Here is a 22,480-nt window from a genome sequence, read left to right on the forward strand (position 1 = left end):
GGGGGTTAAACAGCAAAGTGTGCGGAAGGGGGAATACCCGTCGTTGAGTTTGTCGCGGGAGGCTCAGGCCCGGATACCCAGTATGCTCATGGCGACCATAAATCCGATGAACCAGCCAATAAACTGGGGCAATACCGCCCAGAGCAGACGGGCCTGAATGACGGCACCGGTACTTCCGTAAACCGCATCCGGCATGATCCATTTTCGGATGAGATTACCCAGCCAGACGCCCAGGCCCGGCAGGACACACTGCAGCACGGCGGCCCATGCTGAATACCCGAACCCGACAATACGGGTATCAACAACCGTGATAATCAGCCCCACTAGGGTTGACAGGCTGAGACAAAGGCTCAAAGGCATAGCAGCCCTCCTTAAACATGGCAATTTCCATAAACTCAGTGAGTTAGTTTGTTCTGTCGTAAAACAGCCCGTCGTTCCGGTTGCGAAACATCATGCCTTGGCAGGTATAGGGCATGTCCAACTGGACATATTTTCGGGTGACCATACTCTGATACGTGCAGATTTTCTGTGCCCCGCCCGCGGCGCTGTTCTCCGTTCTGACCAGACGGAATGCCTCGTAATCACTGTATCCAGCCTGGGCTACGGTGGGGATAAAAAGACTGACACTGCTGAGGGCCAGGGCGCTGGCAATCATGCGACGATAACGCGGATGCATACGGTGTTTCCTTATTAAGTAGGTAATAGACAACAATGAAAGGGATGGCCTGATGGTCACCCCGTCGTGTTAGTTGCAGCAGGGCTCTTCTCCTCTGTTAAAGGCGGCGCAGAATGGGATGCAGCCATCACGTCGTGCATGACCGGGAAATGAGGCAGCGCCCGGATGAAGGCCACCTGACGGGTGAGTTGACATACCGTATCACGACGCTCGAAGCCCTCACTCAGGACGGTGATGGCGGTGATCCCGGACAGCGGCAGAACAACGATCCTTCCGTGCTGCTCACCGACCAGATACAACGCTCCCTCAAGGTAAATAAGCCGGTACGGTGCCAGGTGTTCAGCCCGCACACCCTCAGCCAGTTCCCGGATGCACTGCTGCTGAATGATGGTATCGACCAGTCGGGAAAAGAGACCGGGGCGGACGGGGGCGCTTTCGGCGTCCTCCTGCCAGACCAGACAGGGTGAGATATCCTCACTGTCCGTTAGCGTGTTTACCAAGCGAAGGTCCGTTTCTGGAAACACCTGCTGAAGCCCAACATTGCGCATAAAGCACAGGGTTCCCGGGGCACGCTGTGCCATACCGGGATCTGACAACAATCGGCAGTGCCCATGACGGTACTCAAGGTTCAGATATATCAGCCGCTCACGAAAATCGCGGCGCAGGGTGCGTACCGAGACACCAAACTCGACTGCCAGTGTCTTCACGCTCAGTGTTTCGCCTGCCAGCAGACGACTGATAATGAGAGACAGTCTGACCGCCAGTCGGTCATAGCGGTGCTCAGTCTGTGACATGGCATGTTCTCCATCGTGATGAACGTATTGAAAAAGATGTGATTACTGTAAACAGGGGGAGGGTCAGGGTATGGACAGGGCGAAAAATATTTTTATCACCCGTCAGTACCGTACGGGCTGCGGCACTGACTGTATTCAGTCTGTTTTTTAACCGGATACACCACACCTAAAATGGACAGGGTGTGTCCGGCAAACGGAGAGCGAATGCAAGGTGCACACATAGTGGTGCATTTGCTCACGGGATAACGGCATTTCAGCCGTCAGAAGAAAAACCGCCAGACACTGCGGGCAACAGAGACCACCGCACTAATCACGGTACTGACCACCGCATTCACTGCGGAGGGAAGGGACAGCTCCGACAGGGTGTGTGTCATCACGTCGCTGACCGTATCGCCAAAATCCTGTTGCGCCTGCGCCTCAATTTTTTGCGTGCGGTATTGTGGTCTGATGACCGAACTGACGGCACTGCTGGCGCGGGCAGGCAGTGAGCGAAACAGCACCTCCACCAGCTCAGGCAGATGCCAGCCAGTGGCTGCTGATACGGTGATCACCGGGAGTGCCGGGTGGTTGAATAACGAGCACACCGCGCGCTGCTTTTCCTTCAGGTGTTTTAACTGTTGCTCTGAAGGTTGATTAAGAAAGCCGCTCCATTCACGGGAAGGCTCGATTTTATCGGCTTGGGTCAGGACAAACAGCACCTTATCCCTCCCAGCACTGCCTGGTGACAGCATCCGAAAGTAAAAATCACAGTCGGGGGTCAGTGCCCGGTCATCGGCTTTAATCAGCCAGAGCACCAGGTCCAGCTCCGGCCAGATACGTTGATACAGTGCCTGATACTCTTCATCCCGCTCCGGGCTTTCGCCCACCCCGGGCAGATCAATCAGCGTCACCTGGCGTTCACCTGCCTGCAGCGTAAAACGCTGTGGCTCACGGGTACACGCAGTGGTATGACTAACGGCCGAGACCGTGCTGCGAAACAGTGCGTTACACAAACTCGACTTCCCAGCACCAGTCTTTCCCATTATGCCGATGATGGGCTGGTAATGAATAATGTCGTGCAGACGTTTAGTGACTTCCTCTGCAACATTGCTGGGCAGCAGACTAAGTGGCGAATACAGCTGATTTAATTCTTTATTGCATTTCATTATGTCACCTTATCAATTGATTAAGAAAGCATCGCTTGCCTCTGTCAATCTGGTGATATATATTTAAAGAAAATTTAAATCGTGAATAAAAAAATGAAAAGTCACAATCAAGAAAAAGCAAAAAAAGAAGTTCTGGAATTCATTAAAAAGAACAAAGCACTATACTCCAGGCGTATATCAACCTATAAAAAAGAAGAGTTAATGAATGCATTCTACTGCAGAGAGTTATTCTTTAACTGTGAAAGAGCAATCAAACGCATGGAAATAAACAGCATGGAGTTTGATAATAAAAAGCTTTCTGACAGCCAAAAGAGAACTCTGCGAAACAAATTCATGCAAAACGATTCAAATAAGGAAAAGTTAAAAACGTTGTCAACACGCATCGAAAACCTTGATATTTTAAAGCAAGACAATGTGGATTTAATTATCTGGAAACAAAACCCCAGACAGGCTGTGCAAAAACTTACCTTTGAAAGGATTTTTAATGAATCCAGAAATGCACATCCCAGTATAAAGGAGCACATGCGTTTTCTTGAAGCATGCCATGCATGCTTCCCCTTCACTCCTAATGATTACCCTAATGCCCGAAGCGCCAATCCTGAGTTAAGCTCTGTTTTTAATAAAATCAATCATCTGACCAGCCAAATCATTCCAGATAATTATCCTTACTCAACTGAAATGGCCTCTTTATCTAATTTATGGATTACAATTGATCTTCGTTACTCTGATTATATTCTCTCCAGCCAAATTGCAGGCCTCATCAAACTCGAAAGGCAGTCATATCCAAAACAAGTGCAAAATGATATAGATAATTGGCTGAGTTTTGAAACAATAAAAAGGAAATTGCTCACACTTGACACATTCGTTATCATCGATGCTTTAATATTGAGCGCAGCTAAAGGCGTAATCTTAAAAAACACTGAAATAAACAACTCACTTAATTCCTCAGGCACTGAGTTGCGTAATATCAAGAACGCGATCGATTATTTCATGGATATACTTAGCGATGAACTTGATAATAATGAATTCACACCTCACTAGCATTTGCGAATCCACCTCGGATAGCCCTCATCGGAAATGTAGGAGGGTTTAACCGCAAAAAACTTCGCATAAATGTCTAATATACTCTCTTTAGCAGACGCAGGATCGCTAACAGATATTGACAGGTGTTTTTTACAATACCGCCTAAACAGAGATAGTGAAGAAAAAAGCGCACGTACCCTTAACATTGTTTTCTTCCCATTTTCCATTACCCACACGAACCTCTTAATTCTGGATAAAAAGCGTTCAGGATCGCCTCGCAAATAAGCATGAAAGAAAGCAAGTGCAATCATATCAAAGTAGCAGGTAATAAAAGTGACACGCTTACCTTTAAACTTAATTATTTTGTTTCGAAAAAGCTTACATATGTATTTCAGACAATAAAGGATGGTTCTTTCTTTTAAGCGAATCAGTTCCGCATTCAATAGATCAAAAATAAAAACCTGGTTGAAAACTGCGTCAGCATTTAAATATCTGCTTTGTCCATTTTTTATTCTTGGCAGCTTGCCAATTTTACAAAACAATGCATTAACTTCATCGTCTGAATAATTTTTAACGATAGAATTGATGAGACTATGCGGCATATCCTTCCTTTTCTTACTTAGAGAATGACCATTAAACATCTCAAAAGCATCATTTTCAGGGATTTTATCTTTATTCATTTTGTTTATAAATGAAGGTGCAATCATAATGTTCTCTGGTACATTCATCCCTCCTTTTGAATTTGGATACTTATGACTTAAATCCAGCTTAATAAATGGAGTTAGTTTGTGTTCATTTTTTTTGCAGTTGCCTCGTATTTTCTTTTTCAAAAAATGGCTACATGGAATCTGTAATCGGGATTTAATTCGGTATAGTGAAATGATGTTGGCGATATCCTCAAGACCGTTAATTGAATTCAATTGCAATGGATTGTTTTTAACAAACCGGATTGGGCAGATTGAGGCGTTGATATGAAAGGGATTTGTTACTTCTGATTTACTGCCTGGGGCATCTGTGGGGCATTTCCTCCAAAATTAGCGTTCAGTATGCTCATTTGATCCACATTGTTATCGTTCATCCATTTCCCGTAAACGCTGTAAACCATCTGCGCTGAATTGTGACCCATCTGAGATGCTATGAAGTTAGGGTTGGCCCCGGCACTTAATGCCCAGCAAGCGTATGTGTGTCGAGACTCATACGCCTTCCTGTGCTTAATTTTCGCGCGCTTCAAAATTTCATTCCAGGTGGCACCGAAAGAGCCAGGTGCATACCAGTCACCACCTTTCCCGTTTCTTGCTGTTAGCCGCGGCACAAATACGAATGTGCATAAGTCCATCCGTGTCCTGCCAAATTCCCTCAAATTAACTTCTATGTGGTGCTGTTTGCCCATCCTTGTGTATGCCATTTGGCTTTTTAGAGCCTCTATCGCCGGGAGAGTCAGGTTTATCACCCTATTGCCTGACTCCGTTTTAGGCGGCGTGAAGTGATTCTTAATTGCCATATTCCTCGACACCGTTATTGTCCAGTTGACCATGTCGATATCTTCCCAGGCTAGGGCGCATATTTCTCCGTGCCGCATGCCTGTATTGATTGCCAGAATCCACAGGTTCTTTATTTGCTCGGAAGGGCAAGCCGTCAGTAGACGCTCATACTCATCCTTCGTAAGTGGCTCCGGTTCGGACCTGCTCTTTCTGAGTGGATCAATACCTGTCATTGGCGATTTATCTATGTATCCATTAAGCTCAGCAAACCTCATCATGCTGCCCATCGTTGACATATAGACGTTTACAGTCCTCACCGTTCTTCCCTTTTTGGAAAGGCGTGACTTTTGGTTGTTGCTGACAATTTGGTTTCCTGTAAGCAACTCCTTTCTTAGTCTAAGCATGTCCTCATTATTAAGGCTGGAAACAGTACGTGATGCCCCAAGAATATCTGTAGCGATGGTTATGTATGATACGTATCTAAGATGAGCATTTTTTGTTATCTCCATTTTCTTAAGTTCCAGCCATCGCGCAGCAAGCTCGCCCAGCGTCACACCCTGTCTCACAAACCCGAATCGCTTTAAATTCGGCGACGACGGGAAGCGGGAAGCATAGTTAAACGTGCCGGTTTTTATCTCATAGCCTATTGAGGTTCTTAGCTCACCTGCCATCTTCCTGTTTTTCGGTGTATCGGGAACGCCGAGGTTTTCCCTTACCCTGGCTCCCTTGTAGATGAACCATATCCGCAGTGTTCCGCCGTGATTCTCCACTCCTGTTGGATACTTGGTCATAACGATTCCTCGTCAGTTAATAGGGAAGGGTATTTAAGCAGATTTCTGGCGGGGAATCGCTGGCCGCTGACGTTCAACCCACGCATCGACTTCATGCCGGTTGTAGAGGATAGGGGAGTTGTCCTTGGGCTGGCAGTCGCCGGAGTAGTGCAGATATTCCTTACCTTCCATCCATGACTTCTCTCGCGCTGATTTAATGGCGTTTTTCGTCAGGCCGGTGATCGCCATCAACACTTCTTCGGATACCCATTTGTTGGGGACAAGCTGAATCACTTCATTCATTCGATTATCTCCAGGCGTAAAAAAGCCGCCCTCAGGCGGCTCACTCAATGCGGATGCCAGCTATTTCACCGGCCGCTATTATGTCGTACAGTTTGTACCATCCGGGAGATGACAGTTCGCCATCAATCGTCTTTCTTCCATATTCAAAATCGACAGCACCGCCGGCCTTTGCTAAAGCTGTTACTCCTGCCGCTCGCTTATTGTCTGCCTCTGAGCGGATGGGGCGGAACATCCAATTATTCCCTTGAAACTCTTCCGTAAAATTTCCAATCTCAACAAGACGCATTCCATTATTTTCGCTGGTCGCCTTATACGAACACCATGAGCGACCACCATCGACAGACACTTCAGCCTTCACGCCAACCGGAGGCAATCCCTCACCATCCCATACCGGCTGTTGCGCAGCGGCGAGTGCGGCTTCGTACTGTTCGCGGGTAACTCTTTCTATCCGCACTCCATCGCCTTTCTCACGCGGTTTCACGCAAGCAGCCGCAAAGTCATGACCGTAAACCTTTCCGCAATCGGCACCCCAATTACCATCCTTATCATAGAAATCAATTTGTGCTTCATGCAGATAGCGCTCGCACTCAACTGCACCCTCAGGCCACCCGCCACGTTTCGGCAATTCCTGCACCAGTAAATCAATTAGCTTCATATCTTTGCTCCAATAAAACCCGCCATCAGGCGGCCTTGAGTAGTTCTTTCATGAGCGCATAAGTTTCTGGCGCGCGTCCGTCTGGTCGCTTCAACTCCTCCTTTAGCAGCCCTGTCAGCCGATCCCATTCGAGCAGAATTGCAGCAAAGTTCTTTACCTTCTTCGCTATTGCGGGAAAGCTATCTTTAATCTCAGGGATATCCTCAACCAGAAGCATGCATCTGTGTAGGTCTGCCGGGTCGGAAGGCGCATCGAAACGCCCATGATAAAAGTTCTTTTCCAGGCCAAGTGCAATTGATGCCATCGTCGCACTGCTTATTCCCACGCGACCCTTTGCTTGCCACTCCAAAACCTTCATTGCCAAATCAGACATAAATTTCTCCAATAAAAAACCCGCACTCGGCGGGTCATGGTGTTAACTCAAAATTATCATCCCACGGCGGGAATGTGCTCATCCGTCCATGCGACATGATGTACTCTGATGCCGCAGCCATAGAGCTTGGCTTCTCGAACTCAAGCATAAACACATCGTAGTATGCCTTCCCCAGCCACCATCCGCCGCCGTATTCTCGCGCGCGCTGAATGAGAACCCACCGACCGGGCGTAATGCGGTGATGTATCTCGCCCCTGTAGATAATCAGATAGTCCGAGTCTTTGCTCATGACGCACCCCAAAATAACTGTATTTATATACAGTAAATTGAGGTGGGCGGGCTGTCAATTCTTGGTGGGAGCTTCCGGGAGAGGCATCCAGTGGGTAGCAGGAAGCTCGCGCCCAGAAACGACTGATGTGAAATATCGACAACTCGCTCCCGAACGCTCCATTTCACCAACATTCACACACCCATTATCCGCGGTTAGAACTATGTCACCAACTTCAGGCAACCGCTCGCTGCACGCTATCCAGCCAGCAGCTACCGGCGCGGGCGGTGCTTCAACGAATACGGGAACTAGCCCCGCATAGGGGTGCGCCCACATCCATCCTTTATTCGCTGTTCCAGCCTGGAAATTGCGGAACGCCTGCGGCTCAGCGTAGGCCACCGGCTCCGCCCGCTCCCGCAGCACAACCGGCGCTGGCGGTGCGGTGTAAAACTTCGTTCCCAGAGGCATTCGCTTCATTTTGTTCAGCCCCTTAATCGCGCGGTGGGTTCCACTCCCGCCAAGGTGAACCGTGCCATCCATGACAAGCCCGTCAGGCTGGTCAACTACTTCGCCAACAGGCTCCGCCCGCTCCCGCAGCGCCAGCACAGTCAACAGGCGTTCGGTTAACAAGCGCTGCGCCTCTCCGCTCTGAACATCCGGCTCACCCGGTCCACCGAATCCAGCGAAAAAATCTGCAATTTCGCTGGCGATAAGTTCGTTAAGTTCGCTCACGCTTCACCCCTGTCTCAAGATTGATGCCCACCGCTTTCAGTTTTGCTGTGTCGGTCATACGGCACCGCCTTGACGCAGCTTCTGCGCTAACTCGTCAAGCATATTTGCGTAATTAAACTGGTTTACGCCATCGAGCGCGCACGCCGCCATATCCACGCCCTGAGCCCTTACTTCCCGCAGGAATGCGTCCGTGGCGGGGGTTTCGCGCATGACGGCAGCGGCATCAGTAACTGCAGAATAATATTTATCTGGAATGGGTCCGGAGTCGGGCATTGATACAGCTTCGTACAGCCACTCAAGTGCATTCTTCAGCTCCGCATTCTCCTCCGCCAACTTCTCGCACTGCTTCGTCTTTTCCCGCAGCGCCGCGGTGGTAACGTCGAGCTTATCCGCCAGTCGGACAATCATCTTCGCGATATCAATCAGCGGCGTATTGCTGTCGAGGCACTTCGCCAGCTCATGGCCAGCTGCGATTAATTCGTCGTTGTTCATTTCTTCGCTCCCAGCCAGCGGTTGAGGTATTTGTTGTTATTCACAGAACCGAAGCTGTTGCGCTTCATGAGTTCTTCGCGGCTCGGCATCGGAGTGTGTTTGCGGTCAGACTTACCGCCGACGGTTACGGTTAAATAATTTGCCTGGTCTCTGGACATGGTTAACTCCTTAATCGCTAAGAACGTGACCGTAGCGACCGAGGAAGCGGCGCATACGGTTATCTGTTTCTTCAGGGCGGCGCGGGCCGGTGGTGACGAATCCGGGCATGAACGATGCCGCAAGGTTGTCGTCCCACAACTGCCGGTCTGCCAGCGCATCAGCCTGGCGTGTCATTCGAGCTTCCTTGCTCTCGGTTTCGTACTGGCGTCCCAGCGTCTCTTGCAGGTGTGCTTTGATGCGCTCCAGCACCTCTTCTTTGGTGCCGGAGCGTTTTGGTGGGCGTGCGTATCCCGCCCCGGGAAGAGGTGATGGCATTTTTTTCTCAGGATTTGTTAATTGATTAGTTTCTTCCAGATAGCAGAAACGTATTTAGCCTGATGAATTGCATCGTCTAATGCGTTGTGACGAGTACCCTCGAATGGCATGTCGCGCTTAGGGTCAAATCCTAGGGCCTTCCCAATCTCGACGACAGTCCTTACATCACGATCATTCCACCATTGCCATGGGGCATCTATTCCCGCCAGCGCGTAGCTATTGCGCAGAATTACGCAGTCGAATGAAGCTCCATTCCCCCAAACCTGAACAAAGCGAGGGTTTGCATGCTTGCTGATGAACTCGCTGAGCCATGTCAAGGAATCAGGAAGGGATGCCGTTTCAGTTGTTAACGACTGACGCGCATCAGCACTTTGCTCCATCCACCACAGGATTGTTGATGCGTCCGGTCTGGCTCGGTATCGCATTGATGATTCAAGCGACACGTTAACTGAGAAGTCTTCTCCAATATCGCCTGTCGTTGGTTCGAAGAACGTTGCGCCGATGGAGATAACAGGCGCGTATGGGCCATTACCCATAGTTTCGAGGTCAAGCATTAAATGGTTCATATTCATCCTTAAATAGCCTGAATGGTGTGGCGAGGAAATGGTAATGTCGCAGGAGCGAAAGGTATGTCATCATCAAAGTCCATAGGTGGGACTGAAGACTGCTGCGATGGCGGTTTTTGTTTTGTTGTCTGGGATTGCTGTTTCGGCTGGTCTGACTGCTGCTTTCCACCCAGCATCTGCATGGTGCCGCCGACGTTCACCACGACTTCGGTTGAGTAGCGATCCTGACCGCTCTGATCCTGCCACTTACGGGTGCGCAGCTGACCTTCGATGTAAACCTGCGAGCCTTTACGCAGAAATTCGCCCGCCACTTCCGCCAGTTTCCCGTACAGCACGACGCTGTGCCATTCGGTCACTTCTTTCATCTCGCCGGTCTGCTTGTCTCGCCACGATTCAGATGTTGCGAGGCGAAGACTTGTTACCGCTCCGCCATTAGGCATGTAGCGAACCTCAGGGTCTTGCCCGAGGTGGCCGAGTAAAATTACGCGATTAACTCCATGTCCCATCTTTATTTCTCCTGCGAATAACTCCGGCCTCGGCATCCTCTTTCCGATGAAGTGCTGAGTGCTCAGATATTGTTAGTAATTGAAGGTTTGAAGGGTGATTATTCAGCTTGTTGCGGTCTTTATGGTGGACGTGTTCGTTGCGCTTTATTCGACGCCCGATTATTGATTCCATGACAACTACGTGCTCTGAGCGCCCCTTGTGCTCACCTCTGGTAAACTCCTTGTAACCGGAGCTGTTTATTCTGTAGCCTCTGGCATGTTCATCTGCATGCTTGAGCTTCCCTGCACTGATGTTGCGCTTCCACTCTTCACTGAAAATGCGCGTCTTCCCTTTGTTTTGCCCAAGCCTTCCATCTTCGGCCGCCCTACGAATTCCATCACCTCGGCTGCGTAAAATGCCTGCTTTCTTGCAGTGATGTCTTACTGTGGATTGCGGTAAGCCGGTGGTTGATGAAATCTGCGGAATGCTCATGCCAGAAGCGTAAAGCTCTATTACGCCTTTGCTCGCCATTTATGCCGCCTGTTTCAGTTCTTTGATTCGGATGCCGGTTACGTCTTTGCACTTAGTCTGGTGTTCAGGGAAGCCGTTAAGGCGCGTCCATGTTGATGCGTATTGCTCCTGCAATTTCTTCGCGTCGTTCTCGGTGCCTGCATACTGGGTGAACTCAGCCAGAATGGTGTCAGCATCAGCAGGATGGATGTGGTGAACCTCCGCGTCAGCATCAATCGCCGTCTCTTCTGTCGGAATGCAGAACGCCTGAAACGCTGCGTATTTGTAGGCAATCGACATGGCCTTGTTCGTGGCCTTGTCTCCGCTATCCATCGCTTCGCCGTAGGTGACTACCGTGTGAACGCTGCCGTCCTTTGTGCTCACAAAATCGAACTCTGCTTTAACCACCACATAGAACAGGACAGTGCCTTTTGGAGTCGTGCGCTCGGTTACGGTGCGCTCAGTGATGCGGGGGAGGATGAGGAGTCCGTGATTAACCAGCGCCGGAGCCAGTGCGTTATAGACCTGATCGATGCCGCGAAACTTGAAGTTTTGCTGGGTGTTCGTCCTGTCCTTGCTGATGCCCGTTGCCGCCATTTCCTTGGCTACAGCGCTGATTGCCTGATAAACAAGCTTCTCTGTCATGAGTAATTCCCCGCGAACTCTTGCCATGTAATAGGCTGATTCATGCGTTCAGCCGCCAGGTTAATTTGCTGCTCCACCTCTTCTTCAATTTCAGGAGAGATGAGAGCGATAAAGTCGTCGTCTTCTAATTCATGCAGCATGTTTTTTGTTCCAGTCGTCGTCCTGAATATCATTCCATCCCATCGCGATTTCCCACGCCCATTCATAGGCTAAGTGCCGTCCGTCATCCGTGTCCGGGAATGCAGCTTCATAGAGCTTGTTGAACTCGCGATTACCTTGTTGAACCAGAATGGTTCCGTTAACAGGGACAATAGTCATGGTTAGGCACTCCGGGTTGAGAGAGGATGTCGGCCAGCTTTTTCCAGCCAGTGCGTAACTTGCGTGTGATGCGATCGAGTAGGGATTCGTGTAGCTGGAAAGCACCCATGCGAGCGCCTCCCGCGATTGCTAGAATCATGGGTGGTTCCTTTTGTTTAGATTTATTAGTAAGCGATGCGAGTGGCGAAGACTTCGCCTTTTACGATTGCGGTGATGATGCTCTTGGCTACATCCTCGCTTGCTCCGACCTTGATAAGGTCAGCGAGTATTTTGTTATTCACTTCTTTGCGATGCGCTTTATCTTGTGCGCGGCGCTTTTCTTCATCCTTGATTCGTTTTTCCTCTGCCAGTCGTGCCGCTTCTTTTTCTTCTGCTTCACGACGAATGCGGTCGGCTTCATCCTGAGCTTTCTTTCTCTCTGCTTCTATAGCTTCCTGCTTCTCACGTTCGGCTCGCTCTAGCGACTCTTTGGCTTCGCGTTCAGCTTTTTCTTTTTCCTGCTTAGCAAGAAGCTCTGCCTGTGCTTTTGCAGCAATGGCGTCTTCTTCGCGCTTCTTGGCTGCTGCTATTTCTGCTGCTGCTTTTTCCTCTGCCTCACGCTTAGCGCGCTCTTCAGCCTGCCGTTTGATTTCCTCTTCATGTGCAATGCGCTGGCGTTCCTGTTCAGCTTTCTTTTCTGCTAACTCACGGTCGAAAGCGTCATTCATCAGCAAAGCCATTTCATGATCTGATTCAATCTTCTTAGCTAGCTCCTCTGCAGCCCGCTTAGCTTCTTCTTCCTGCTTAATGCGTTCTTGCTCGACTTCATAATCAGTCAATGGCTGACGGGCTTTCTCTTTCAGCTCATCCAGGCGATCGCGAACTGTCTTGCGGTTTGCATCGATTAGCTTTGGAATCTCTTTCAGCTCAGCAACTAGGTCTGAAGTGGTTTACTGAATTTGGCCACCTGAACAGAGGTGATATGCTCACCTCAGAACAATATAGGTGCACCAATGAAACGAAGAAATTTTAGTCCTGAATTCAAACGCGAATCCGCTCAGCTGGTTGTCGATCAAAACTACACCGTCTCTGATGCCGCTAAGGCTATGGATGTCGGTCTTTCCACGATGACAAAATGGGTCAAGCAACTGCGTGAAGAGCGTCAGGGCAAAACACCAAAAGCCTCTCCGATAACACCAGAACAAATCGAAATACGTGAGCTGAAGAAAAAGCTACAACGTATTGAAATGGAAAACGATATTCTAAAAAAGGCTACCGCGCTCTTGATGTCAGACTCCCTGAACAGTTCTCGTTAATCGGGAAACTCAGGGCGCGTTATCCAGTGGCCTCTCTCTGCCACGTGTTCGGGGTTCATCGCAGCAGCTACAAATACTGGCAAAACCGTCCTGAAAAACCAGACGGCATGCGGGCTGTATTACGAAGCCAGGTGCTGGAGCTGCATAACATCAGCCACGGTTCAGCCGGAGCAAGGAGCATCGCCACAATGGCAACCCAGAGAGGCTACCAGATGGGGCGCTGGCTCGCTGGCAGACTCATGAAAGAGCTGGGGCTGGTCAGTTGTCAGCAGCCGACTCACCGGTATAAGCGTGGGGGGCATGAGCACGTTGCTATCCCGAATCATCTTGAGCGACAGTTCGCCGTAACAGAGCCAAACCAGGTGTGGTGCGGTGATGTGACCTATATCTGGACAGGTAAACGCTGGGCGTACCTCGCCGTTGTCCTCGACCTATTCGCAAGAAAACCAGTGGGCTGGGCAATGTCGTTCTCGCCGGACAGCAGGCTCACCATGAAAGCGCTGGAAATGGCATGGGAAACTCGCGGTAAGCCCATGGGGTTAATGTTCCACAGCGATCAGGGCAGTCATTATACGAGCAGGCAGTTCCGGCAGTTACTGTGGCGATACCGAATCAAGCAGAGTATGAGCCGGCGCGGAAACTGCTGGGATAATAGCCCAATGGAGCGCTTCTTCAGGAGCCTGAAGAACGAATGGGTGCCGATGACGGGCTACGTAAGCTTCAGCGAAGCAGCTCACGCTATAACGGACTATATCGTTGGGTATTACAGCGCGCTCAGGCCGCATGAATATAACTGTGGGTTACCACCAAACGAATCGGAAAACCGATACTGGAAAAACTCTAACGCGGTGGCCAGTTTTAGTTGACCACTACAGTCTTTGCCAAGACCATCAAGATAGGTTTTTGTCTGTGCAACTTTATATGCCAGAGAAGCGATCTCCTTTCTGCCCTTTGCCGTAGTAACATCAGGCACAAAGGACATAACTTCACGCTCAACTTTCTGGAGAATATCTTCAATCTGGTCAGTAGATTTGAAGACTGTCATTGCATTCGCTTTCTCAATAACAACTAAATCCGTTGTTTCACTCATGGGCTGGTTCCTTATGTTGTGTGTGATTGCATAGCGATAGAGACTCGTGAATCTCTGTTGATATGCAGGCATGAAAAAGCCGCGCTTAGGCGGCTTCAGTATCGTCAGTGATTGTGTATCCTTTCTTTTTAAGCCACTCGATCACATCCTGTTCTGATAAACAATCCAAGGCTTCCTCAATGTCTCCATTGCGTTTAATTGCCTCCATTACATCATCAGTATCAACCCAGTCAGCAACCACTCGAATAAGGTCATAGCGCACACCTTCAATGCGAACTTCACGGCAGTCGATTTGCATTTCTGCAATGCTCATATTTCCTCCAGGCGAAAAAAAGCCCTCCGGAGATGGCGAACAACTTCAGGGGATGATGAGGGTTTCTCCAATAACCAGAACAGGTCTTCGTCTCCTGTCTTGGTTATGATGCGGATTGCATCAGATAACCGACTCCATGAATCGGCTATCGGATATCGGCTGATATTCAACGGCCTCATCATCTATGTCGTAAATGTCGTGATAGCATTCGTGGCACAACTCTTCATTACCATCGCCACTGTAAACGGCAACCGCAGCAATCCCTTTGCCGCATATGTCGCATTCGACTTCCTCATCCATATCTCACCTCAGATAAGTGGCTTGCTGCCAAAAAGAAAGGCCGCTTATTCTGCGACCTCATCTGCGTATTCTTTGATGGTTAACCAGCCTGGTCTTTCACCCTTGCCAAGATAGAAATCAATAATATCCAGCAAGCGTGGGTAAAACTTCAGGGCCTTACGACCATCCATTTCAGCAATTTCATGCTTGCTGTATTTACGCCATTCCTCTGCGGTGTGGTTCTGGCACCCAACTCGCACATATTCACCGTTCGTGATGCTGATGAAGTATTTCTCACCTATGATTACGTATGTGAGATCAGGCAGGTTGGCACCGCGCAGGTTGGCACCGTACAGGTTGGCACCGTACAGGTTGGCACAGCTCAGGTCGGCACCGCGCAGGTTGGCACCGTACAGGTCGGCACCGCGCAGGTTGGCACCGTACAGGTTGGCACCGTACAGGTCGGCACCGTACAGGTTGGCACCGTACAGGTTGGCACCGTACAGGTTGGCACAGCTCAGGTCGGCACCGCTCAGGTTGGCACCGCTCAGGTCGGCACCGCTCAGGTCGGCTTTAGATCCGTTTTCACCAAACGAAGTCACCCACACTTTGTGCTCATCCAGAATTTTTGATAATTCAGCAGAGTTCATTTTGTTAATCCTTTTGATTAGTCGTAGGAGGCCGGAATCGATTTACCGCGCATTTTCTGGTGCGCGTTAATCAAGTGGGTAGGGTGGTTAACCGGCTTCTTGTATGCCGGGTTACGCTTGCGTTCGGTTACTTCCGGTTTCTTGTCGCGGAGAGCTACGAGCGAAGTGGCTCGGTCTGCTCTGACGCAACCAGAGAGCTTCTGTTCGATTCGGCGCGCAAGAGAAGCGTCTTGCTGTGCCTGTTCAATCTTGGCGGCCCGGCGCGCTTTATAGCGGCTCTTGGCAGTGCCTTTTGCTTCTTTCCAGATGATGGTTGCCATACTGACCTCCTGTTAAGTGGTTTAGGTACATGGCGCGCCAGATGCTTATCTTCTGGTTGCTTCTGTGAGCTGCAATTCGCGCCATCTCCAAAACCACCTGGGTTCTGGTCTCAACGGTTAGGTTGAGAGTTCATCAATGTTAAAGAGCGATGCCAATCTGTTCCGTTTGGCTACCAGCGTCCTGCTGATGACTTAATAGTACGATGTGTATTTGCTTATCGTCAATACGAAATGTATAAAATACTTAAATAATGATGCATCGTTATGTATTTAAAAGGATTTTAATTTGATGTAACTAACAACAAGGTTGTTGTTAGTGAAAAAATGAGTGGAGGGATGGTATGGTCAAGGAGGAGGCTGTGTTGAGGTGGGCGCATACACCTAGATAGGCTGGCAGGTGCTGGCGTGATAGTTATGTGCAGGCAATAAAAAACCCGGCGCGGTGGCCGGGTTTGGGGATCAGTATTTATAAGCCAGTTGATAAGCCGCAAACGCGTCTTTATGACGAACTGTTCCTGCCTGACTTTCAGGAAGCTCGGCCAATATAGAGTCGTCATTGGAGGCTGGGATGCCCTGGGCTTTATTCAGCATGGCAAGCTCAAATGCACATCCTGGGCATTTATGGCGGCCTGTCTTCCCTTGGTTTTCAGGGAGAACGCTAAACATTGGATTGTAACGATGGTTCTTATGGCAAATATGTTTCATTCTAATGCCTCAAAAAATGTGGCATCGAATGCTTTACATGGGATATCGCTTGAGTTAATCTCCCCAATTGAGATCTCAAGAAAACATTCTAGCCGATGTTTTTTCAACCCCGTGAAACTTCGACCTTTCACGGGGTTTCCCTTTATTGGTGATCAGAAAACGATCACACAACAGCGGGATACTACCCAGGCAAAAAAGAAACTTCAACAAAATGATCAGCTTATGGCTGATTTTTTTTACACCTGTAATTCCATCCAATAAAAAAGGCCGCATCTCTGCGACCTCTCTCTCTTATCAGAAATATCACCCAAACGTCTCTTCAGGCCACTGCGCCTTAACTACCTTGCCTATGATGCGGCAGCTATGGTCGCAATCCAGGGTTCTGTATGCCGGGTTTAAAGGCACCAGGTAACTAACCCCTGCATCCTTCTCATACTTCTTGAACGTTGCCTCTGAATCACCATTTGCAGAAGCTACGCAGAAATCCCCAGACTCTACCGGTTCGGCCGGGTCTACGAGTATTAGCATACCCTCAGGAAAGCTCGGCCTTACGCCCTGTGGCGCAGTCATAGAATGGCCTTTCACCTCAAGCCAGAAAGCTTTTTCGCTGGCTTTTGTGGTCGTTGGTACCCATGCCTTTGCATCGCTGGCTGTGTAGCTTCCCACCTCCGAAAATGGCCCGGCCTGCACTGAAGAAAATAACGGGTACTCATACTGTTTTTTAACTGGTTTATCTAATGGCTTATCACCAATAGTGAAAGTACCATCAGAGTTAAATTTCACATCGTAAATACCCAAATACTCAAAGATTGAACCGATTTCCTGCAAGGAAGGGTTCCGCATTCCTCTAAGCCAATGACCAACCCCACCCTGAGTTTTGCCTAAAGCCTCAGCGAGATCTTCTTGGGTTACACCAAGCTCTTTCATTCTGGTTTTAGCCAGTTCATTCCAGGTCGTTTTCATAAGCTAATTATTACGCAGTGTATTGTTTGCATCCATGCACAATGCGTATTTTTTAGCTTGCGATTCAAAAGTACGATGTGTATTATTGATTTGAAACACAGCATGGAGCCTATATGAGCAATTTAAAAATGTACCGGGAGAAGGTTCGAATCTCCCAAGCAGCTCTGGCCGAGATTATAGGGTGTACTCAAGGTGCCATTGGTCACTGGGAAGCAGGACGTCGCCAACCGGACCTGAAAACATGCCGACACCTAGTTAAGACGCTTAATAAGCTCGGTGCAAAAGTGAAATTAGACGACGTGTTCCCTCCGGAACGGTCAGCCGCCTAAGCAGTACCCGCTCTTTAACAGTTCTGGCCGCTCACCTCTAACCGGGTAAGCAAAAACCAAGTGGCAGACCCCACGGTCTGCGCACGTATCTAAACAACAAAGGAAGAATACCGAATGGAAAACGCAAGTTATAGCAAGCCATCCCAGCGCGACATCGACCGCGCAGAGACAGACTTACTCATCAATCTCTCTACGGTCACACAGCGTGGACTGGCGAAGATGGTGGGGTGTCATGAATCGAAGATAAGCCGGACAGACTGGCGCTTCATAGCATCAGTTCTGTGCGCGTTTGGGATGGATTCAGATATCAGTCCGATCAGTCGTGCATTCAGGCATGCACTGGAAGGAATTACCAAAGAAAAAGCCCCTAAGAACGGTGAATTCTTAGAGGCTTAAGAACACTGTGTTACGCCAAGTAACAGGAGTAATTATGTCAAAAACACTCAGTCCTGACCAGGACAAATTACACAAAAACATTATTCGTGATCGCTACCTGTCCAGTTTTAAGCAGCCTGGTCGATTCCGGGCTGAGTGGGAACGGGTGAAAAAATTATTCAGAGGTAAAGGTCATGAGTAATCTCGCAACAGTAACTCAGTTAAGGCCTGTAGAGCGGCCTGCGGAGCGTCGCGTGGCAGAAATTGAAGATGGATATACCCGTCTTGCAAATGCCCTGTATGACGAGCTTATCGGCGCAGATTTAACGAAGAACCAGAGCAAGGTTGCTCATGCCATTTGTCGAAAAACATACGGCTTTGGTAAGAAAATGGACCGCATCTCCGACAGCCAATTAGCTCAACTTACCCGGCTGCCAAGACAGAAAGTCAACAAGGCCAAGAATGAGCTGATCGCAATGAAAGTTATCAAGCGTGACGGGCACTTAATCGGTCCGAACAAGGAAATCAGTGAGTGGCAAATCGAAGGGTGTCACTACTCTGGTGATAATGTCACTGCATTGGTGACAAATACTGTCACCAAAACGGTGACAGCGCTGTCACCAAAACAGAGTCACACAAAAGAAACTATTACAAAAGAAAAGAAAGAAACTACCCCCTTACCCCCTGAAGGGGGAGACGGGCAGGACTCTAAACCTGAAAAGCGAAAAGCAAATCGCATCGACTACCAGGAATTCCTGCTGGCCTACAACGAAGAAGTCGGCGAGTTGCTACCCCACGCGGTGGCGCTGAATGATTCCCGCAAGCGCCGCCTGAAGAAATTAATCCCGCAACTGAAGACCCCGAATGCAGAAGGCTGGCGCGCTTACGTGCGGGCTTTCGTGCATCAGGCCAAGCCTTTTTACTTCGGTGAGAATGACTCTGGATGGTCGGCAGATATCGATTACCTGCTGCGAGACTCCACCCTGACAGGCGTTCGCGAAGGCAAGTTTGCAGGCAAGGAGATGGCATGAGACAGGATATCGAGGCGAGCGTGATTGGCGGCCTGATGATTGGCGGATTGACGCCGATGGCGAGCGAGGTTCTTGCGACGCTTGAGCCTGAGTCGTTCACCATCCCGCTCTACCAGAAAGCCTTTCGCGTTATCCAGAAGCAAGCCCGAAACCGGAACCTCATCGACATGCTCATGGTGGCGGAAGAGTGCGGCGACGAGCATTTCGGCGACATCATCGAGACTGCAAAGTCATGCCCCAGCGCGGCGAACCTGAAAGGGTACGCGGGCATGGTCGCGGACAACCATCACCGGCGGCTGGTTTTGCAGCTGATGGATGAGATGCGAGGCCCAATTCAGAACGGAACCATCGACGCATCCGGCCAGGCGATGGATGAGCTGGTAAAGCGGCTATCGGCTATCCGCAAGCCACGCGACGAAGTCCGGCCTGTTCATCTGGCAGATGTGATTAACGAGTACGCCGATGTGCTGGAAAAGCGCCAGCGCAACGGGGAAGAGTCGGACACGCTGAAGACCGGGATTTATGAGCTGGATGCGATCACCGGCGGCATGAACGCGCAGGACCTGGTAATTATCGCGGCTCGTCCGGGGTGCGGTAAAACAGAGCTGGCGTTGAAGATTGCCGAAGGCGTTGCAAGTCACGCAATGCCTGGCGGTGAGCGTCGCGGAGTTCTGATTTTCAGCATGGAGATGAGCAACCTCCAGATAGCAGAGCGAAGCATCGCCGGAGCCGGAATGTTGCCGGTAAACGCGCTGCGTAACCCCGCGCGACTCGACGATGAAGGCTGGGCCAGAATTTCTAACGGCATTTCAGCGCTCATTGGTCTGGATGTATGGCTGGTTGATGCATCAAGCCTGACCATCGAGCAGATCCGCTCTATCGCAGAGCGTCACAAGCAGGAGCACCCAAATCTTTCGCTGATTCTTGCCGATTACCTCGGCCTGATTAAGAAGCCAAAGGCAGAGCGTAATGACCTGGCGATCGCACACATATCGGGAAGCCTGAAGGCAATGGCAAAAGACCTGCGAACGCCGGTTATCTGCCTTAGCCAGCTTTCTCGTGATGTGGAAAAACGCCCCAACAAACGACCAAACAACTCTGACCTGCGCGACTCCGGCAGCATCGAACAGGACGCCGACTCAATCATCATGCTCTACCGCGAGGCGGTGTATGACGAGAACAGTCCGGCCGCGCCATTCGCAGAAATCATCGTCACAAAAAACCGCTTCGGCTCACTCGGCACCGTGTATCAGCGATTTGTTCATGGTCACTTCACACCTTGCGACCAGGACGAAGCCCGCCAGAAATGCACACAGGCCGCCGCGCCGAAACAGAAGGGCCAGCGTTACGCGCTGCCTGACGTCTAACCGAACATCACAAGGATTAACCATGAGCACCATTAGCACAGAACAGGCAAAAGACCTGCGTAACGCATTTGAATGCTGGCAGCAGGACTATGACCCGGTAGAAGACAAAGAGCAGTACGAGATGTTTGGTCTCGGCGTTGTAGCGATGGATGAGCTTCTGGCGCTGCGCAAAGAGCGGGAGAAGGAAGAATCAGCCGTTTGCCCAAAATGCGGCAACACTGGATTAGCCGATAGCGGCGGGGTGCAGCCATGGGGAGAGCCAATTCTCATTGAATGTGATTGCACAGCACCGCCCGCGCCTGGTGCTGATGACGACTCTCTGCCGTATGACCCACAGATTGCTGAGTATGAGCAAATGATGGAAGCCGAGCAGGCACAAGCCGACACCACCTCGCAGCAGTTCGAATCGCTGGCAGGTAAGGCGGTTGTACCGGCGGGGTGGAAACTGGTGCCGATTGAGCTAACAAAGGAAATGCGCAGAAAAATTCATCCTTTCGCGGAGGCCCTTTGCCATGGTTGCGGGCGTCAGGTGGTAGCTGACTGCGTAGACAATGTTACGGCGTCATGGAATGACATGCTCGCGGTAGCGCCTGAGCCATGCAAATAACCATCGACGACATCCAGGTAATATCAGCCTACATCGGCACTCCTCGCTTCATCGACATCGAAACACTCACCAAACGATATCTCTTTACCAGCCAGCTGATAATGCTTCAGGCAATCAGTAAGGCGAGGTATTGAGCGGAGACTCATCATGATAACCAAGTTGCAAATTATGACCTGGTTCGAAATGAACCGGAAAGGCACAGTCAAGCAGCTCGTTGAGGAGCTCGGCGGAAAGGGCGACCGTGTGGCCGCCATAGTCTGTGGTCTTGTGCGAGAGGGCGCATTGGTACGCTCTGCAAGCACCGGCATGGGAACACGCTGCCGCCTTTATGAACTTAGTGAAGGTAAAACGAGTCGCCAGCGTATCCGCGAATACGTCACTGAACATGGTCCGGTATCGTCCCGCCAGGTTTCAGAGGGCACCGGCATAGATATGGGCGCAGTACAGCGCATTCTCCGTGACGAACACGATTCAGGACGTATTGAGCGCTACAACTCGGAGAAGTGCAGCGAGCACCAGGGTTCATTCCTGTATGTCGCAGCGCATGAGTTATGCAAGTTCGGATGCTCAAACCCCATGACGGCGTTTATCAATCAGCAGCTGCGCGCGGTGCGGCAGGAGATGAGGGTATGAGCATCATAATGCTGGTCTTCATCGGCCTGTGCTTCATGTTCGCGGCCATCGTTAAACAGGACGGCCTGATGTTCACTGACGCGCTGATTCTGCTGTGCAGTGCATTCGTACTGATTAAGCTGGAGAAGAGGAATGAGAAAACAAACTTTTGAAATTCGCACACCGCTAGTCCAGCAAAACGCAATCCGCACCATCCAGCAGCTTTACCCCGACCCGGAAAGACCTCTCATCGTAACCATTCAGGAAAAGACGCGCTCAATAGAGCAGAACAAGCGTCTTTGGGCGACCCTGCGCGATGTGTCTGAGCAGGTCGTCTGGCATGGCATGAAGCTGGATAGCGAAGACTGGAAGCACATCTTCACGGCGGCGCTTAAAGGCCAACGCTCAGCGCCGGGGATTAAAGGCGGTTTTGTCGTGCTCGGCCAGTCGACCTCAAAGATGCGCGTAAGCGAATTCAGCGAGCTTCTGGAGCTGATTTACGCATTCGGTGCAGAGAGAGGCGTCAGTTGGAGTGAAGACGCTCGGGAAGCGATTGAGTGGGCTAAGCGAACAGGAAGGAAGGTGGCAGCATGAGGCGACAGCGACGAAGTATTACCGACATAGTCTGCGAAAACTGCAAGTTTATGGTCCGACCCCGCCGCAAGAAGAAACCTGAATTACCTCCCTCACAAATCCCAACATACGCGTATACGGCCCACCTGGCTGATGTCCGGTGGTTGCGTCAACGCGCCAGGAGGAAGAATGACCAATGAATACGAGTACGCAGAGCGTTTCGCCGACCTCATGGAAGACATGCAGGGCGACGGCGTGGA

At 50.2% G+C, this 22,480-nt stretch carries 38 protein-coding genes and 2 pseudogenes; 12 read left to right on the forward strand and 28 right to left on the reverse strand.

Annotated features, from left to right (window positions below; all coding sequences use genetic code 11):
* Positions 1 to 63: 63 nt before the first annotated feature.
* From CSK29544_RS10325 to CSK29544_RS10340, 4 genes are all read right to left on the reverse strand, one after another.
* Positions 64 to 360, reverse strand: coding sequence for a hypothetical protein (locus CSK29544_RS10325; RefSeq protein WP_015386464.1), 297 nt, complete (start codon positions 358 to 360; stop codon positions 64 to 66).
* A 43-nt stretch (positions 361 to 403) separates the two neighbouring features.
* On the reverse strand, positions 404 to 676 hold the full coding sequence (locus tag CSK29544_RS10330) for a hypothetical protein (protein WP_007869719.1): 273 nt from the start codon (positions 674 to 676) through the stop codon (positions 404 to 406).
* A 56-nt stretch (positions 677 to 732) separates the two neighbouring features.
* Entirely contained in the window at positions 733 to 1,470 is a 738-nt protein-coding gene (locus tag CSK29544_RS10335; RefSeq protein ID WP_029039539.1) for a DeoR family transcriptional regulator, read from the reverse strand.
* A gap of 260 nt (positions 1,471 to 1,730) precedes the next feature.
* Positions 1,731 to 2,615 carry a GTPase family protein gene (locus tag CSK29544_RS10340; protein WP_007869717.1) on the reverse strand — a complete coding sequence of 295 codons (885 nt, stop codon included), beginning with the start codon at positions 2,613 to 2,615 and terminating at the stop codon, positions 1,731 to 1,733.
* 81 nt (positions 2,616 to 2,696) lie between these two features.
* On the opposite strand from CSK29544_RS10340, the gene CSK29544_RS10345 reads away from it, so the two are divergent.
* A complete protein-coding gene (locus tag CSK29544_RS10345) occupies positions 2,697 to 3,656 on the forward strand; it encodes a hypothetical protein (RefSeq protein WP_029039537.1) in 960 nt (319 codons plus the stop codon).
* Here CSK29544_RS10345 and CSK29544_RS10350 read toward each other — a convergent pair.
* The 17 genes and pseudogenes from CSK29544_RS10350 to CSK29544_RS10420 all read right to left on the reverse strand — a co-directional run.
* Positions 3,653 to 4,468 (reverse strand): hypothetical protein, encoded by an 816-nt coding sequence (locus CSK29544_RS10350; protein ID WP_239921477.1) that lies wholly within the window; start codon positions 4,466 to 4,468, stop codon positions 3,653 to 3,655. The two genes, CSK29544_RS10345 and CSK29544_RS10350, sit on opposite strands and share 4 nt — an antisense overlap.
* Positions 4,469 to 4,623: 155 nt before the next feature.
* Positions 4,624 to 5,910, reverse strand: coding sequence for a tyrosine-type recombinase/integrase (locus tag CSK29544_RS10355; RefSeq protein WP_007893402.1), 1,287 nt, complete (start codon positions 5,908 to 5,910; stop codon positions 4,624 to 4,626).
* A 33-nt stretch (positions 5,911 to 5,943) separates the two neighbouring features.
* Positions 5,944 to 6,192: an excisionase family protein gene (locus CSK29544_RS10360; RefSeq protein WP_007893397.1), complete on the reverse strand. Its 249-nt coding sequence runs from the start codon at positions 6,190 to 6,192 to the stop codon at positions 5,944 to 5,946.
* Between the two features lie 40 nt (positions 6,193 to 6,232).
* Positions 6,233 to 6,847 carry a hypothetical protein gene (locus CSK29544_RS10365; protein WP_029039535.1) on the reverse strand — a complete coding sequence of 205 codons (615 nt, stop codon included), beginning with the start codon at positions 6,845 to 6,847 and terminating at the stop codon, positions 6,233 to 6,235.
* Between the two features lie 25 nt (positions 6,848 to 6,872).
* Positions 6,873 to 7,220, reverse strand: a complete 348-nt coding sequence (locus tag CSK29544_RS10370; protein WP_029039534.1) for a hypothetical protein — start codon at positions 7,218 to 7,220, stop codon at positions 6,873 to 6,875.
* Positions 7,221 to 7,563: 343 nt separating this feature from the next.
* A complete protein-coding gene (locus tag CSK29544_RS24850) occupies positions 7,564 to 8,220 on the reverse strand; it encodes a DUF551 domain-containing protein (RefSeq protein WP_052367204.1) in 657 nt (218 codons plus the stop codon).
* Positions 8,221 to 8,274: 54 nt separating this feature from the next.
* The gene (locus CSK29544_RS10385) at positions 8,275 to 8,712 is read right to left on the reverse strand and encodes a hypothetical protein (protein ID WP_007893382.1); all 438 of its coding nucleotides are present in this window, start codon (positions 8,710 to 8,712) and stop codon (positions 8,275 to 8,277) included.
* Positions 8,709 to 8,870, reverse strand: a complete 162-nt coding sequence (locus CSK29544_RS22730) for a DUF2737 family protein (RefSeq protein WP_007893381.1) — start codon at positions 8,868 to 8,870, stop codon at positions 8,709 to 8,711. Before CSK29544_RS22730 ends, CSK29544_RS10385 begins: the two co-directional genes overlap by 4 nt.
* A gap of 10 nt (positions 8,871 to 8,880) precedes the next feature.
* Positions 8,881 to 9,186 (reverse strand): hypothetical protein, encoded by a 306-nt coding sequence (locus tag CSK29544_RS24200; RefSeq protein ID WP_133053171.1) that lies wholly within the window; start codon positions 9,184 to 9,186, stop codon positions 8,881 to 8,883.
* Positions 9,187 to 9,203: 17 nt separating this feature from the next.
* Positions 9,204 to 9,752 carry a 3'-5' exonuclease gene (locus tag CSK29544_RS10390; protein WP_029039532.1) on the reverse strand — a complete coding sequence of 183 codons (549 nt, stop codon included), beginning with the start codon at positions 9,750 to 9,752 and terminating at the stop codon, positions 9,204 to 9,206.
* A gap of 8 nt (positions 9,753 to 9,760) precedes the next feature.
* Positions 9,761 to 10,258, reverse strand: coding sequence for a single-stranded DNA-binding protein (gene ssb / locus CSK29544_RS10395; RefSeq protein ID WP_029039531.1), 498 nt, complete (start codon positions 10,256 to 10,258; stop codon positions 9,761 to 9,763).
* A complete protein-coding gene (locus CSK29544_RS22040; RefSeq protein WP_029039530.1) occupies positions 10,242 to 10,769 on the reverse strand; it encodes an HNH endonuclease in 528 nt (175 codons plus the stop codon). The genes ssb and CSK29544_RS22040 overlap by 17 nt, the downstream gene beginning before the upstream one ends.
* The gene (locus CSK29544_RS10405) at positions 10,770 to 11,393 is read right to left on the reverse strand and encodes an ERF family protein (protein WP_007893363.1); all 624 of its coding nucleotides are present in this window, start codon (positions 11,391 to 11,393) and stop codon (positions 10,770 to 10,772) included.
* Positions 11,390 to 11,533 (reverse strand): phage-type recombination accessory function protein, encoded by a 144-nt coding sequence (locus CSK29544_RS24560; protein ID WP_007841605.1) that lies wholly within the window; start codon positions 11,531 to 11,533, stop codon positions 11,390 to 11,392. The genes CSK29544_RS10405 and CSK29544_RS24560 overlap by 4 nt, the downstream gene beginning before the upstream one ends.
* The gene (locus CSK29544_RS10415) at positions 11,523 to 11,711 is read right to left on the reverse strand and encodes a DUF5444 family protein (RefSeq protein WP_007893360.1); all 189 of its coding nucleotides are present in this window, start codon (positions 11,709 to 11,711) and stop codon (positions 11,523 to 11,525) included. The genes CSK29544_RS24560 and CSK29544_RS10415 overlap by 11 nt, the downstream gene beginning before the upstream one ends.
* A complete protein-coding gene (locus tag CSK29544_RS22735; protein WP_071603025.1) occupies positions 11,692 to 11,850 on the reverse strand; it encodes a protease FtsH-inhibitory lysogeny factor CIII in 159 nt (52 codons plus the stop codon). Before CSK29544_RS22735 ends, CSK29544_RS10415 begins: the two co-directional genes overlap by 20 nt.
* 25 nt (positions 11,851 to 11,875) lie before the next feature.
* A pseudogene (locus CSK29544_RS10420) lies at positions 11,876 to 12,631 on the reverse strand (cell envelope biogenesis protein TolA); the annotation flags it as partial.
* Between the two features lie 72 nt (positions 12,632 to 12,703).
* Here CSK29544_RS10420 and CSK29544_RS10430 point away from each other — a divergent pair.
* Positions 12,704 to 13,872, forward strand: a protein-coding gene (locus tag CSK29544_RS10430; RefSeq protein ID WP_085959001.1) for an IS3 family transposase whose coding sequence is annotated in 2 segments (ribosomal slippage) — positions 12,704 to 12,953 and positions 12,953 to 13,872 — 1,170 coding nt in all. Because the reading frame shifts where the segments join, the coding sequence is not laid out codon by codon here.
* Here the strand turns inward: CSK29544_RS10430 and CSK29544_RS22745 are convergent.
* The 7 genes and pseudogenes from CSK29544_RS22745 to CSK29544_RS10460 form a co-directional block, all read right to left on the reverse strand.
* A pseudogene (locus CSK29544_RS22745) lies at positions 13,863 to 14,096 on the reverse strand (cell envelope biogenesis protein TolA); the annotation flags it as partial. The gene CSK29544_RS10430 and the pseudogene CSK29544_RS22745 sit on opposite strands and share 10 nt — an antisense overlap.
* An 85-nt stretch (positions 14,097 to 14,181) precedes the next feature.
* Positions 14,182 to 14,409: a hypothetical protein gene (locus tag CSK29544_RS10435; RefSeq protein ID WP_007893358.1), complete on the reverse strand. Its 228-nt coding sequence runs from the start codon at positions 14,407 to 14,409 to the stop codon at positions 14,182 to 14,184.
* A 120-nt stretch (positions 14,410 to 14,529) separates the two neighbouring features.
* Positions 14,530 to 14,709, reverse strand: a complete 180-nt coding sequence (locus CSK29544_RS10440) for a hypothetical protein (protein ID WP_032975650.1) — start codon at positions 14,707 to 14,709, stop codon at positions 14,530 to 14,532.
* Between the two features lie 44 nt (positions 14,710 to 14,753).
* Positions 14,754 to 15,338: a pentapeptide repeat-containing protein gene (locus CSK29544_RS10445; RefSeq protein WP_046623016.1), complete on the reverse strand. Its 585-nt coding sequence runs from the start codon at positions 15,336 to 15,338 to the stop codon at positions 14,754 to 14,756.
* A gap of 17 nt (positions 15,339 to 15,355) precedes the next feature.
* Positions 15,356 to 15,658 carry a hypothetical protein gene (locus CSK29544_RS10450; RefSeq protein ID WP_007893356.1) on the reverse strand — a complete coding sequence of 101 codons (303 nt, stop codon included), beginning with the start codon at positions 15,656 to 15,658 and terminating at the stop codon, positions 15,356 to 15,358.
* A gap of 459 nt (positions 15,659 to 16,117) precedes the next feature.
* A complete protein-coding gene (locus CSK29544_RS22750) occupies positions 16,118 to 16,363 on the reverse strand; it encodes a hypothetical protein (RefSeq protein ID WP_071844242.1) in 246 nt (81 codons plus the stop codon).
* Positions 16,364 to 16,666: 303 nt separating this feature from the next.
* Positions 16,667 to 17,326: a LexA family protein gene (locus CSK29544_RS10460; protein WP_029039744.1), complete on the reverse strand. Its 660-nt coding sequence runs from the start codon at positions 17,324 to 17,326 to the stop codon at positions 16,667 to 16,669.
* 113 nt (positions 17,327 to 17,439) lie between these two features.
* On the opposite strand from CSK29544_RS10460, the gene CSK29544_RS10465 reads away from it, so the two are divergent.
* The 10 genes from CSK29544_RS10465 to CSK29544_RS22755 all read left to right on the forward strand — a co-directional run bounded on the left by CSK29544_RS10465 (position 17,440) and on the right by CSK29544_RS22755 (position 22,420).
* A complete protein-coding gene (locus CSK29544_RS10465) occupies positions 17,440 to 17,655 on the forward strand; it encodes a helix-turn-helix transcriptional regulator (protein WP_029039743.1) in 216 nt (71 codons plus the stop codon).
* Between the two features lie 114 nt (positions 17,656 to 17,769).
* A complete protein-coding gene (locus tag CSK29544_RS10470) occupies positions 17,770 to 18,051 on the forward strand; it encodes a CII family transcriptional regulator (protein WP_029039742.1) in 282 nt (93 codons plus the stop codon).
* Between the two features lie 34 nt (positions 18,052 to 18,085).
* On the forward strand, positions 18,086 to 18,232 hold the full coding sequence (locus CSK29544_RS24205) for a DUF2740 family protein (RefSeq protein ID WP_085958994.1): 147 nt from the start codon (positions 18,086 to 18,088) through the stop codon (positions 18,230 to 18,232).
* Positions 18,225 to 19,061 (forward strand): replication protein, encoded by an 837-nt coding sequence (locus CSK29544_RS10475; protein ID WP_029039741.1) that lies wholly within the window; start codon positions 18,225 to 18,227, stop codon positions 19,059 to 19,061. Before CSK29544_RS24205 ends, CSK29544_RS10475 begins: the two co-directional genes overlap by 8 nt.
* Positions 19,058 to 20,428 carry a replicative DNA helicase gene (locus CSK29544_RS10480; protein WP_007893353.1) on the forward strand — a complete coding sequence of 457 codons (1,371 nt, stop codon included), beginning with the start codon at positions 19,058 to 19,060 and terminating at the stop codon, positions 20,426 to 20,428. The genes CSK29544_RS10475 and CSK29544_RS10480 overlap by 4 nt, the downstream gene beginning before the upstream one ends.
* A gap of 22 nt (positions 20,429 to 20,450) precedes the next feature.
* Positions 20,451 to 21,035, forward strand: coding sequence for a hypothetical protein (locus tag CSK29544_RS22045; RefSeq protein WP_007893352.1), 585 nt, complete (start codon positions 20,451 to 20,453; stop codon positions 21,033 to 21,035).
* A gap of 147 nt (positions 21,036 to 21,182) precedes the next feature.
* Positions 21,183 to 21,668: a hypothetical protein gene (locus CSK29544_RS10490; protein WP_029039634.1), complete on the forward strand. Its 486-nt coding sequence runs from the start codon at positions 21,183 to 21,185 to the stop codon at positions 21,666 to 21,668.
* Positions 21,665 to 21,820 (forward strand): hypothetical protein, encoded by a 156-nt coding sequence (locus CSK29544_RS24565; RefSeq protein WP_007893347.1) that lies wholly within the window; start codon positions 21,665 to 21,667, stop codon positions 21,818 to 21,820. Before CSK29544_RS10490 ends, CSK29544_RS24565 begins: the two co-directional genes overlap by 4 nt.
* The gene (locus CSK29544_RS10495; protein ID WP_007893343.1) at positions 21,801 to 22,241 is read left to right on the forward strand and encodes a recombination protein NinB; all 441 of its coding nucleotides are present in this window, start codon (positions 21,801 to 21,803) and stop codon (positions 22,239 to 22,241) included. The genes CSK29544_RS24565 and CSK29544_RS10495 overlap by 20 nt, the downstream gene beginning before the upstream one ends.
* Entirely contained in the window at positions 22,238 to 22,420 is a 183-nt protein-coding gene (locus CSK29544_RS22755; protein WP_029039773.1) for a NinE family protein, read from the forward strand. The genes CSK29544_RS10495 and CSK29544_RS22755 overlap by 4 nt, the downstream gene beginning before the upstream one ends.
* Positions 22,421 to 22,480 lie beyond the last annotated feature (60 nt).

This window comes from Cronobacter sakazakii, from assembly GCF_000982825.1.
GTDB classification, from domain to species: Bacteria; Pseudomonadota; Gammaproteobacteria; order Enterobacterales; family Enterobacteriaceae; genus Cronobacter; species Cronobacter sakazakii.